The organism is Dactylosporangium thailandense (genome assembly GCF_059739745.1).
Genome location: NZ_AP029195.1, coordinates 8,611,400 through 8,623,234, shown reverse-complemented (window position 1 = coordinate 8,623,234; position 11,835 = coordinate 8,611,400). Strand labels below are relative to the sequence as shown.

General features: G+C 72.6%; 10 protein-coding genes. 2 read left to right on the top strand and 8 right to left on the bottom strand.

What is annotated here, in order from left to right:
• Positions 1 to 2: 2 nt before the first annotated feature.
• Positions 3 to 1,166, bottom strand: a complete 1,164-nt coding sequence (locus AC6JBM_RS38375) for a thiolase family protein (protein WP_497978773.1) — start codon at positions 1,164 to 1,166, stop codon at positions 3 to 5.
• A gap of 65 nt (positions 1,167 to 1,231) precedes the next feature.
• On the opposite strand from AC6JBM_RS38375, the gene AC6JBM_RS38370 reads away from it, so the two are divergent.
• The gene (locus AC6JBM_RS38370) at positions 1,232 to 2,044 is read left to right on the top strand and encodes a hypothetical protein (RefSeq protein ID WP_497978772.1); all 813 of its coding nucleotides are present in this window, start codon (positions 1,232 to 1,234) and stop codon (positions 2,042 to 2,044) included.
• A gap of 105 nt (positions 2,045 to 2,149) precedes the next feature.
• Here AC6JBM_RS38370 and AC6JBM_RS38365 read toward each other — a convergent pair whose 3' ends face one another.
• The 6 genes from AC6JBM_RS38365 to hisN form a co-directional block, all read right to left on the bottom strand.
• The gene (locus tag AC6JBM_RS38365; protein WP_350611641.1) at positions 2,150 to 2,533 is read right to left on the bottom strand and encodes a YybH family protein; all 384 of its coding nucleotides are present in this window, start codon (positions 2,531 to 2,533) and stop codon (positions 2,150 to 2,152) included.
• Entirely contained in the window at positions 2,530 to 3,810 is a 1,281-nt protein-coding gene (locus AC6JBM_RS38360; protein ID WP_497978771.1) for an MFS transporter, read from the bottom strand. Before AC6JBM_RS38360 ends, AC6JBM_RS38365 begins: the two co-directional genes overlap by 4 nt.
• Positions 3,807 to 5,090, bottom strand: coding sequence for an aminotransferase class I/II-fold pyridoxal phosphate-dependent enzyme (locus AC6JBM_RS38355; protein WP_497978770.1), 1,284 nt, complete (start codon positions 5,088 to 5,090; stop codon positions 3,807 to 3,809). Before AC6JBM_RS38355 ends, AC6JBM_RS38360 begins: the two co-directional genes overlap by 4 nt.
• A gap of 62 nt (positions 5,091 to 5,152) precedes the next feature.
• Positions 5,153 to 8,182 carry a putative bifunctional diguanylate cyclase/phosphodiesterase gene (locus tag AC6JBM_RS38350; RefSeq protein WP_497978769.1) on the bottom strand — a complete coding sequence of 1,010 codons (3,030 nt, stop codon included), beginning with the start codon at positions 8,180 to 8,182 and terminating at the stop codon, positions 5,153 to 5,155.
• Between the two features lie 297 nt (positions 8,183 to 8,479).
• Positions 8,480 to 9,352 (bottom strand): hypothetical protein, encoded by an 873-nt coding sequence (locus tag AC6JBM_RS38345; RefSeq protein WP_497986616.1) that lies wholly within the window; start codon positions 9,350 to 9,352, stop codon positions 8,480 to 8,482.
• An 82-nt stretch (positions 9,353 to 9,434) separates the two neighbouring features.
• Positions 9,435 to 10,253, bottom strand: a complete 819-nt coding sequence (hisN, locus tag AC6JBM_RS38340) for a histidinol-phosphatase (protein WP_350611637.1) — start codon at positions 10,251 to 10,253, stop codon at positions 9,435 to 9,437.
• A 52-nt stretch (positions 10,254 to 10,305) separates the two neighbouring features.
• On the opposite strand from hisN, the gene AC6JBM_RS38335 reads away from it, so the two are divergent.
• Positions 10,306 to 10,842: a DUF2087 domain-containing protein gene (locus AC6JBM_RS38335; RefSeq protein ID WP_497978768.1), complete on the top strand. Its 537-nt coding sequence runs from the start codon at positions 10,306 to 10,308 to the stop codon at positions 10,840 to 10,842.
• On the opposite strand, the gene rsgA is transcribed toward AC6JBM_RS38335, so the two are convergent.
• Positions 10,819 to 11,805, bottom strand: coding sequence for a ribosome small subunit-dependent GTPase A (gene rsgA / locus AC6JBM_RS38330; protein ID WP_433089850.1), 987 nt, complete (start codon positions 11,803 to 11,805; stop codon positions 10,819 to 10,821). The genes AC6JBM_RS38335 and rsgA overlap by 24 nt on opposite strands.
• Between the last annotated feature and the right edge of the window lie 30 nt (positions 11,806 to 11,835).

The following is an 11,835-nucleotide window of genomic DNA, read 5'->3' as shown; positions in this document are numbered from 1 at the left end:
GCTCAGATCCTTTCCACCAGTACCGCGGAGCCCTGCCCCACACCGACACACATCGTCGCCAGCCCGCGGGAGTCGCCCGTGCGCCGCATCCGGTGCAGCAGCGTCGTGAGGATCCGCGCGCCGGAGCAGCCCAGCGGGTGCCCGAGCGCGATCGCGCCGCCGTCCGGGTTGATCAGCTCCGGATCGAGCCCGAGCTGGTCGGCGCACGCGAGCACCTGCGCCGCGAAGGCCTCGTTGAGCTCGGCCTGCTCGACGTCGCCGACGGACCAGCCGGCCCGGGCGAGCGCCTTGCGGGTCGCCGGCACCGGCCCGATACCCATCACGTCGGGGTGCACGCCCGCCGACGCCCCGGCCACGTAGCGGCCCAGCGGCTCCAGGCCGAACTCGCGCAGCGCGTCCTCGCTGACCAGCAGCAGCCCGGCCGCGCCGTCGTTGAGCGGCGAGGAGTTGCCGGCGGTCACCGTGCCGCCGTCGCGGAAGACCGGCTTGAGCTTGGCCAGCTTCTCCAGGCTCGTGTCGGCCCGGATGCCCTCGTCGGCGCCGACCCCGTCGACCGGCAGCAGCTCGGCCGCGAAGTGCCCGTTCGCGGTCGCCTCGGCCGCCCGCTGGTGGCTGCGCAGCGCGAACGCGTCCTGGCGGTCGCGGCCGATGCCGTGCCGCGCCGCGACCTCCTCGGCCGTCTCGCCCATGCTCAGCAGCCCGTGCAGCTCCCGCATGCGCGGATTGACCAGGCGCCAGCCGAGCCGGGTGTCGGAGACGGCCATCGCGTGCGGCAGCGCCTCGTCCGGCCGCGGCAGCACGAACGGCGCCCGGCTCATCGACTCCGACCCGCCGGCCACGACCACGTCGGCCTCGCCCGCGGCGATGGTGCGGGCGGCGATGGTGACCGCCTCCATCCCCGAGGCGCAGAGCCGGTTGACGGTCGCGCCGGGCACGCTGTCGGGCAGGCCCGCCAGCAATACCGCCATCCGCGCCACGTTCCGGTTGTCCTCGCCGGCCTGGTTGGCCGCGCCCCAGTAGACCTCGTCGACGCGGGCCGGGTCGATGCCCGACACCAGCTCCCTGACCACGGCCGCCGCGAGGTCGTCGGGCCGCACGTGGGAGAGCGCCCCACGCAGCCTCCCGATCGGTGTGCGCCGGGCGGCGGCAAAGTACACGGTTCGCATGCCCATAAACTAACACTGTTAGTTGGACGCGGGAACCGTCCGGCCGCCGCCCGCGTCCAACCGCCATGAAGCCTTCGCGCCTGATCCTGGCGACCGCGCTCCTCGCGGCCGCCTGCGGCTCGCCGTCCACCATCGCAGAGCCGCCCACCGCCTACGCCCCGGACGATCTCGTCCTGCAGGTGCGCAGCTCCGGCGGCATGCTGCCGGTCGAGATGCTGGTGACCCAGGTGCCGGAGATCAGCGTGTACGGCGACGGAAGGGTCATCACCGCGGGCCCGGTCACGGAGATGTACCCGGGCCCGGCCCTGCCGAACGTGCAGGTGCGCCACGCGAGCCCCGAGACCGTGCGCAAGCTGGCCGAGCGGGCCGTCAAGGCCGGCGTCGGCAACGGCGCGGACCTCGGCACCCCGCAGATCATGGATGCCGGGACGACGATCATCACCGTGCGCACCGGCACGGGCCTGGTCACGTCGGACGCGCCCGCCCTCGGCCTCGGCGACGACGGCCTGAGCGCGGCCCAGCACCAGGCCCGCAAGCCGCTGGTGGAACTGGTGCGCTACCTGCGCGAGCTGGACCTGGGCGAGCCCGTCGCCTTCGAGCCGAGCCTGGTCGCCGCCGTCGGGCACCAGTGGCAGCCGCGGGAGGACGGCCTGCCCACGGACCCGCCGCCGGTCGACTGGCCCGGCGCGGCCCCGCTGCCGGGCGATCCCGTGGGCAACCTGAACGTGCGGTGCGTGACGGCCGACGCCGCACCGGTGCTCGCGGCGGCGAGGAGCGCCAACGCGCGCACGCCCTGGGTGTCGGGCGGCGCGCGCTGGGAGGTGGGCCTGCGGCCACTCCTGCCGCACGAGTCCTCGTGCTCAGATGTGAACCGATAAGTCGGGCGCTCCGCGCCGCGACTTATCGCATTTTTCGCCCGCCAGGTCATAAGTCCGAAATGTCGCGGCGCGCAGCGCCCGACATTTCGGGACTCGAGCGGTTCCTTACGTCGGCTCCGAGCCCTGGACCGCGCGCCACAGCCAGGCGCCCGAGTTGCGGCGGGAGAGCAGGCCCGTGATGCGGTACGGGAACGGCTCGACTGACCCGTCAGGCCCGTGCTCGGCGCCGTCGGCCTCGGCGATGACGAAGGCGCCGCCCGGCAGGGTGTGCACCGTCGCCGACGTCGCCTGCCAGGTGTAGGCCGCGGGCCGTGCGAAGAGCCCCGCGAGGAGCTCCCGCACGGCGTCGCGGCCGGTCGCGCACTCGCCGGCCTCGGAGCCGACGTACGTGATGTCGTCGTCGGGCACGAAGCAGGCGAGCGCGCCTTCCAGATCGCGGGCGAGAAAGGCCTGCCCCAGCCGGTCCACCAGCTCGACCACGTCGCTCATGACGGCACCACCAGCTGCTTGGGCGAGCGCATGCCCGGCAGGTAGAGGAACGCGAGGGTCACCGCGGCCCCGAGCACACCCGCGCCGATGAGGGTGTTCTGCACGCCGATCGCGGTCGCGACGGGTGCGGCCATGGCGTAGCTCAGCGGTACCAGTGCGATCGAGATGAACCAGTCGACCGAGCTCACGCGGCCCATCAGCTCCTCCGGGACGAGCCGCTGCTTCGCGGTCGCCCACGCGATCGTGCCGGCCGCCTCCAGGCCGTTGACGAGCGCGCACGAGATGGCGAGCTGCCACGACGCCGTGGCCAGCCCGTAGCCCGCCACCGCGAGGGTCGCCAGCGTCCAGGTGACGTAGATGAAGCGCATGTACTCCTGCGGCACCCCGCGCTGCCCGACGATCAGGGCCGCCGCGACGGCGCCGATGCCGCCGCTGGCCAGGATCAGGCCCAGGTCGCCGGCGGTACCGTGCAGCTCGTGCTTGACCACGAGCGGCAGCAGCACCTCGGTCGGGCCGATGAAGAGCAGGTAGGCGAACGTCGCGGCGAGGAAGGTGCCCCAGAGCCACACGTTGCCGCGCACGTAGTGCATGCCGGCCTTGAACTCCTCCCACACCGACGCCGCGGGCTCGTCCGAGACCGGTGCGGCCGCGGGGCGGGAGCGCATCAGCATCAGGCAGGCCGCCGAGACCGCGAACGTGGCGGCGTCCACCGCGAAGGCCAGCCCGCTGCCGCCGACGGCGATGAGCACGCCGCCGAGGGACGGGCCGGCCATCTGCAGGGCCGCGGGCCGGACGAACTGGTCCAGGGCGTTGGCCTGGACCAGCTCCTCCTCGTCGACCAGGGTGGGCACGAGCCCGTCGAACGCCGGGCCGAAGAAGCCCGACGCCGCCCCGTAGACCGCGACCAGCGCCACGATGTGCCACACCTGCACGACGCCGGTGAGGCTGAGCACCGCGAGCACCGTCAGCACCGAGCCCCGCACCACGTCGGTCGCCAGCATGATCTTCCGCCGGTCGAACCGGTCGCTGACCACCCCGCCGAACAGCAGCGTGGCGACCTGGGGCAGGGTCAGGGCGAACCCGACGACGGACATCGCCGCCGGGGCGTCCGACAGTGCGTACACCTGCCAGGCCATCGCGACGAGGAGGATCCCGTCGCCGATCAGCGAGCCGCTCATGCCCGTCCACAGGAGCCGGAAGTCCCGGACCCGCAGCGGGATCAGCAGCGCCGGAAGCTCCCGCTTGGCGCGGTGCCGGGCCTCGAAGACGTGCTTCAAGCCGCGTTCCCGAGGGCGTTCACGTCCGTCCGCAGCAGGCGGCCGGCGTGGGCGAGCTCGGTGATGACGCCGTTGAGCTGGTCGATCTCGGCGTCGGTGTTGGCCGCGGTGACCTGGACGCGGAAGCCGACCTGGTCGCGCGGGACGAGCGGGTAGGCGGCCAGGGTCACGTAGGTCTCGCGGTCCCACAGGAACTGCCCGACCTGGGCGATGTCCTCGCCCGGGGCCAGCGGCAGCTCGATGATCGGCGTGGTGCCGGAGTTCGGGGTGTAGACGCCGAGCGCGCGCACGTGGTCGAGCACGCGCATGGTCTTGCGGTACAGGTCCGCGCGGATCTCGTCGCCCCGCTTCTCGTTGACGTCGAGGCCGGCCATGACCGTGGCCAGCGAGGCCGTCGGGGACGGGCCCGAGTACAGGTACGGCGGAGCGGCGACCTTGAGGTGGTTCTTGAGCCACGTCGGCAGGGCCAGGAACGCCATGAGCGACGAGTAGGACTTCGAGAAGCCGCCGACGAGCACGATGTTGTCGTAGGTCTCGCCCGCGTACTTCACGATCGCGTTGCCCCGCGAGCCGTACGGCGAGGTCTCGTCGGGCCGCCGCTCGCCGATGACGCCGAAGCCGTGCGCCTCGTCGACGTAGAGCAGCGCGTCGTACCGGCGGCAGACCTCGGCGAAGCGGGCCAGGTCGGGCGCGAGACCGGTCATGCTGTTGACGCCGTCCATCGCCACGAGCTTCGCCTTGCCGGCCGGGGCCTTGGCCAGCAGCTCGGCCAGGTGCTCGGGGTCGCCGGCCTTGAAGCGCTGGACCGTGGCGCCGAGGCCCTTGGCGTACATGCAGCCGTCGTAGATGGTCTTGTGCGACTGCGAGTCGAGGAAGATGGTGCCGTCGCCGGCCAGGATCGGGATCACCGACATGTGGATGTGCGTGATCGTCGGCAGCAGCAGGGTGTCCGGGGCGCCGAGCAGCTCGGTGAGGCGCTCCTCGATGTCGATGTACGGCCGGGAGTTGCCCAGCAGCCGCGACCAGCTGGGGTGCGTGCCCCAGGTGCGGATGTACGGGTCGACGGCGTCCATGATCTCCGGCTCCAGGTCGAAGCCGAGGTAGTTGCACGAGGCCCAGTCGGTCAGCCAGTGACTGCCCACCCGGATGCGGCGGCCGTCGATCTCCTCGATGACGGCGTCGTACATCGGGCTGGTCGTGCGCAGTCGCTCGAGGTCGTCCCAGCGTCCGTCGCGACGAACGTAGGAGCCCTGGGTGCTGTGCAGCGGGTGGACGGTCATGCGGGTCTACCTTCCGTGGTTGAGGAGTGTTCCTGTGCAGCTCGCCGGGGTCTCCGGACGAGTCACGCCATCGCGGCGAATGGCGCGGTCTTCGGGATGAGTGCGAACGCGTCGGGTTCGGACAGCGGCCGGGCGAACAGGTAGCCCTGGCCGTAGGGGCAGCCGATCTGCTGCAGGGCCTCGCGCTGGCCGGCCTCCTCGACGCCCTCGGCCACGACCGAGAGGTTGAAGGTCTGGGCCAGCTGGACGATCGCCGTGACGACCGCCCGCTGCTGGGCCGAGCTGAGCATGTCGTCGATGAACGACTTGTCGATCTTCAGGACGTCGATCGGCATGTGCTGCAGGTACGACAGCGACGAGTAGCCGGTGCCGAAGTCGTCGATGGCGAGCCGGATGCCCATCGCCCGCAGCGCGTCGAGGTCGGCGCGCACGGTGTCGTCGTTGCGCAGCAGCAGGCTCTCGGTGATCTCCAGCAGCAGCGTGCCGGGCTCCACGCCCGAGGTGCGCAGCATCTGGCGCACCTCCTCGACGAAGCCGGGAGTGCGGAACTGGCGCGCGGAGACGTTCACGCTGATGTACCGCAGCGCGCCGGGCGCCGTCGAGCGCTGCCAGCGGCCGGCGGTGTTCAGCGCCTGCTGCAGCACCATCCGCCCCATCGGCACGATGAGCCCGCTCTCCTCGGCCACCTCGATGAAGTGGCCGGGCGCGATCATGCCCCGGGTCGGGTGGTTCCAGCGCACGAGCGCCTCGAAGCCCAGCGGCACGCCGGTCTCCAGGTCGACGATCGGCTGGTACTGCAGCACGAACTGGCTCTCCTTGACGGCCTGGTCGAGCGCGGCGCGCAGCTCCAGGCGCTCCAGCACGGCGGTGTGCAGGTCGGACTGGTACCGCCGCCACTGTCCCTTGCCGGCCCCTTTGGCCACGTAGAGCGCGAGGTCGGCCTGGCGCATGAGCTCCTCGGCCGAGTTCGCGTCGATCGTGGTGGACAGGCCGATGCTGCTGATGCCGTTGACCGACTCGCCGGCCACGGCGAAGGGCTCGGCGAGCGCGAGGTTGATGCGCTCGGCGGCCAGCTCGAGGTCGGCGATGGAGTCGGCCTCGATGAGCGCGGCGAACTCGTCGCCGCCGAGGCGGGCGACGGTGTCGGTCGGGCGCAGCTCGGCGGTGATGCGCTTGCCCACGGCCTGCAGCAGCTCGTCGCCGACGGCGTGGCCGAGCGTGTCGTTGACGATCTTGAAGTCGTCGAGGTCGATGAAGAGGACGCCGACCAGGCTCCCGTCGCGCTGGCCGCGGAACACGGCCTGCTCGACCCGGTCGCCGAAGAGCACCCGGTTGGCCAGGCCCGTGAGCGAGTCGTGGAACGCCTGGCGGATGAGCTGCTCCTCGAGGCGCCGGCGCTCGGTCACGTCCCGCACGGTCAGCACCAGGCCGCCGACGGTGGTGTCCTCGCGCAGGTCCCGGCAGTCGACCTCGACCAGCAGGTCGGAGCCGTCCACGCGCTCGGCCCGCACGTCCATGACGTCGTGGCCGTGCGCGCCGGAGCGGACCTGGCCGAGCAGCTCGGCGAGGCGGGCGCGCTCGTCGCGGGCGATGAACTCCCACAGCTCGTAGCCGGCGATGCGCTCGTCGCCGAAGACCGTGCCGGCCGCGGGGCTGGCGTACTGGATCACGTCGTTGTCGTCGACGATCAGGATGACGTCGGACGTGTTGTGGATCAGGGTGCGGAAGTACGCCTCGCTGTTGCGCCGGTTGACCTCGGCGGTCAGCGTGATGCGCTCCAGCGCCATGGCGGCCTGCGCGGCGAGCACCTCGAAGGTCGGCTGGAGCAGCTGCAGGACCTCGGTCGGGGCGGCGAGGTACAGCACGTCGCTGGTCACGCCGAGCGGGTGGCGCAGCGTCGAGCTGAACTCGCGCAGCCGGGACCGCACGTCCGGGGCGAGCCCGGAGACGCGCACCAGGCCGGGCGCGGGCAGCTCCTCCTCGGCGCCGACGCGCACGAGGGTCACCACGTGCGGGGTGTCGGCCGGCAGCAGCCGCTCGAGCGTGGTCTGCACGGCGGAGAGCGCCTCGCGGGCGTCGGCCGCGGAGACGAGCGTGGTCGTCGCCTCGCGCAGCTCCCGCTCGCGGGCCAGCGACTGCCGGTGGTTGCCCATGACGCCGGCCAGGCGCAGCAGTACCAGGGCGAACATGACGCCGGAGGCGGCCGCGATGACGGCGGCGTCGCGCACGGTGCCCAGGCTCGCCTCGACCAGCAGCACGCCGGGGGCGATCAGCGAGGCGGCGCCGAGCAGCGCGATGCGGCGCCCGCCGAGGTCGGCGGTGGCCGAGCGGGTCGGCTCGGTCATCTCCTGCATCGACGGGTGCAGCGCGGCCGCGGCCCACGCCGAGTAGCACACGACCCAGCCGAGGTCGGTGGGGCCGCCGACGTGCCAGGAGCCGTTGAGCTGGATGAGGCCGTAGACGACGTCGGCCGCGAGCAGGCCCGCGGTGCCGAGGCCGAGCAGGTTGATCGAGCCGGTGCGGCGCACGCCACCGGTGAGCAGGCGGGCGAAGACGGCCAGGGTCAGCACGTCGCCGAGCGGGTAGCCGATCGACACCAGCTTCTGCAGCAGCGTGAGCTCGGTGCTGCGCACGTACGGGTCGATCAGGAAGATCCAGGACAGCAGGGCCAGGCCGATGGTGAACGTGGCGGCGTCGATCAGGCTGTCACGGTTGTTGCGCCCGGTGCGGGAGCGGATGAAGCCGAGCAGGCCGCCGGCGAGGATGGGGTACATCGCCAGGTACAGCACGTCGGAGAACGACGGGAACGGGTTCTCGAGGCCGAACACGTCGGTGAGCAGGTTGTAGAGGAAGTCGCCGAAGCCGAAGCAGGCCAGCGCCGCGGCCAGGAGGAACCACGGCCAGCGGCGGCTCGGCCGGTGCACCACGACGCCCACGACGACGCCGGCCACGCTGGACAGGCCGATCGCGCCCCACCAGAGCATGTGCATGTCAGGCCACTGGTAGAACGCCTCGGTGAGCAGGGCCATCCAGACCGCGAACCAGGCGCTGAGCTTGTTCTTCAGCACGTGTTCCGCCTCCTTCCTGCTCACGACTAGGGCTTCGTGCAATCCCTGAATCGGTCAGGCGGCGGGAGTCTGAACGAGAACCCGGGTGCGGGCTGGGTCGGGCGAGTTGCCGGACGGGTCCCCCGAACGGTGGACATCGCGTGCTCAACCGGCCACGCTCCGTGTTTGATCTTGCCACCACGGAGGCCGGGATGTCTGGCGGGAGCGGCGGTCCGCAGGTGACGCGGGCCCGAGCAATACATTTCTACGCTCTTGACGCCCGACGGGGTATAAATCCGACATGTCGGGCTAGCGAAGCGCCCGACATGTCGTTGTCCCGAGTTATCGGCGGGCGGGGCCGCGGGATGCGCTGAACGCCAGGCCCGGCGGCTCCGACTCCTCCGCGACCGTGCGGTGGTGGTGCTGCGGCTCCGCGTAGAAGCTCAGGCCGATCACGCCGGCCAGGGTCACCACGAAGCCCACCGCCACCAGCCACTCGCGGTGCGGCCACACGCCGTCGCCGAGGAGGAACAGGCCAACGAGCGCGGCCGGCACGGCGCCGGCGGCGTCCATCGCGGCCACGGCGGCCGTCGTCGAGCCCCGCTGCATAGCCAGGCCCAGGAGCAGCTGGCCGACGAGGGAGTGGGCGATGAGCAGGTACGACAGCGGGTCGGTCACGAACTGCCCGAGCGAGTCGGCCGAGGCCAGCGGGCGGGACGCCACCGCGGCGGCGCCGAACGCCACGCCCGAGAGGGAGCCGAGCACCACCGAGCCGGGCGCGCCGTGCAGCCGGCTGGCGAAGAAGCCCAGCACCGCCAGCGCCACCAGGACCACGGCCAGGCCGATCACGCCCCCGGTGCCGAGCTGGCGGGACGGGGCCGGCTTGGCCGCGAGCACGAGCGCGGCGATGCCCGCGGTCAGCGCCAGCAGCAGCGCGACCTCGGTGCGCGGCAGCTTCCACTTGAGGATCAGCACGCCCAGCAGCGTGGTCACGCCCAGGCCCGCGGCCATGGCCGACTGCACGAGGAAGAGGGGCAGGTCACGGCGGGCGAAGAAGGCCAGCGCGAAGCCGGCGCACTGGCAGGCGATGCCGGCCAGGTAGGACTTGTGGCGGCCGAGGCGCAGCAGGAGCATCGGCTGAAAGCCCTGATGCAGGTCGGTGCGCGCGGCGGCCACGGACTGCAGCAGGTTGGCGACGCCGTAGGCGGCGATCATCGCGCCGAGGAACAGCCAACTCCAAGATGCCACCCGGGCAGGATAGACCCCGTGCGGGTGCCGGGCATACGGACCTTTGGGTTTACCCGGACAAACCGGACAGTCGGGTGTTGCTCAAACGGGTGAGCACGTCCTCGTGCAACCGGCCGTTTGTCGCGACCGCGCTGCCGCCGCCCGGGCCCGGCGTACCCTGCAGGTCGGTGAAGGTGCCCCCGGCCTCGGTCACGATCGGCACCAGGGCCGCCAGGTCCCACAGCGACAGCTCGGGCTCCACCATGATGTCGACGGCACCCTCGGCCAGCAGCATGTACCCGTAGAAGTCCCCGTAGGCCCGCTGCCGCCACGTGCGCCGGCTGATGTCGAGGATGGCGCCCAGCCGCCCGGCCTCCTCCCAGCCGCCGAGCGACGAGTAGCAGAACGAGGCGTCGGCCAGCCGCGACACCGACGACACCCGGATCGGCGTCGCGGCGGCGGTGTGGCGACCCGCGTACGCCCCGTGGCCGAGCGCCCCCCACCAGCGGCGCCCGAGCGCGGGCGCCGACACCAGGCCGACGACCGGCTGGTCGCCCTCCATGAGCGCGATGAGCGTCGCCCAGATCGGCACCCCGCGCACGAAGTTCTTCGTGCCGTCGATCGGGTCGATGACCCACTGGCGGCTGCCCGGGCCCGCGGCGGCCTCGGTCGCGCCGTACTCCTCGCCGAGCACCCCGTCGCGCGGGCGCGCCCGGCCGAGGGTGGCCCGCAGCGCCTTCTCCACCGCGGTGTCCGCATCCGTCACCGGCGTCAGGTCCGGCTTCTCGGACACGTGCAGATCCTGGGCGCGGAAGCGCGGCACGGCGATCGCGTCCGCGGTGTCGGCGAGAAGATGAGCGAGGGCCAGATCGTCCGCGTAGCGAGCCATGCGCGGAAACTTAGCCGACGATCGCCACCTTCTGGCAGTACTGTCGCCGTTTGTGACTCCCACAGCCCTGTGCGGCCTGCTTGCCGAGTCCGAGCGTCTCCAGGTCTTCGCGGCCGTGGTCCTGGGCGCACGCACGCCCAGCGCCGTCGAGTCCGCCACCGGCCTGCCCGCCCGCGTCATCGAGCCCGCCATCCGGCGGCTGCAGCAGGGCGGCCTGCTCGGCGTGGAGGGCGGCGAGCTCGCCGCGTCGGCGGACACGTTCAAGGAGGCCGTGCGCGCCGCCGCGGTGAGCGCCGGACCGCAGCCGCAGCTGGACCCGGACCGGCAGCGCGACCTCGTCCTGCGCACGTTCATCAGCGACGGCCGGCTGACGCAGATCCCGGCCGCGCACGGCAAGCGCATGGTCGTGCTCGAGCACATCGCCTCGTCCTTCGAGCCCGGCGTGCGCTACCCCGAGCGCGAGGTCGACGCGATCCTGCGCGCCTGGCACGACGACCACGCGGCGCTGCGGCGGTACCTCGTGGACGGCGGGCTGCTGTCCCGGGACAACAACGTCTACTGGCGCTCAGGCGGCCCCGTCGTCGTCTGAGGGCGTGCCCTCCTTCGAGGCCAGCAGCCGGCGGAACGAGGCGAGCCGGCGCGGGTCGGCCCCGCCCTCGGCCACGAGCTTGTCCAGGCCGCAGTCGCCGCCCGCGCCGGTGTGGTCGCAGTTGGGCGAGCAGCGCGTGGAGGCCTCCACGAGGTCGGGGAAGCCGTGCAGCAGGCTGTCGGCCGAGACGTGCGCGAGGCCGAACGAGCGCACGCCCGGCGTGTCCACGATCCAGCCGAGGTCGTCCGGGAGCTGCAGGGCCACGGCGCTGGTCGAGGTGTGCCGGCCCTTGCCGACCGCGCTCACCGAGCCCACCGCGCGGTCGGTGCCCGGCACCAGCCGGTTCACGAGCGTGGACTTGCCGACGCCGGAGTGCCCGATCAGCACCGACACCCGGCCGGTCAGCTCGGCCACGAGGTCGTCCAGGGGGCGGTCGGGGCGGCACAGGACGTACGGCAGGTCGAGCTCGGCGTAGTAGTCCAGCACCGCGTCCGGGGACGCGAGATCGCCCTTGGTCAGGCACAGCAGCGGGTCGATCTCGGCGTCGTAGGCCGCGACCAGGCACCGGTCGATGAACCCGGTCCGCGGCGGCGGGTCCTGCAGCGAGTTCACGATCACCAGCTGCTCGGCGTTGGCCACCACGACCCGCTCGAAGCGGCCCTCGGTGCCGCCCTCCTCGTCGTCCGCGGTGCGCATGAGCACGGAGGTGCGCTCGTCGATGCGCACGATGCGCGCCAGCGTGTCGGGGCGCCCGCTCACGTCCCCGACGATCTGCACGTGGTCGCCGACGACCACCCCGTGCCGGCCCAGCTCGCGGGCGCGCATGGCGGTGACGGTGGCGCCGGTGTCGCCGATGTGGCAGGTGTACCGCCCGCGGTCCACCGCGACCACGAGCCCCTCGACGGCGTCGCTGTGCTTCGGGCGCTGGCGCGTGCGCGGTCGCGAGGACCGGCTCGGGCGCACCCGCACGTCATCCTCGTCGTACTCGCGCTT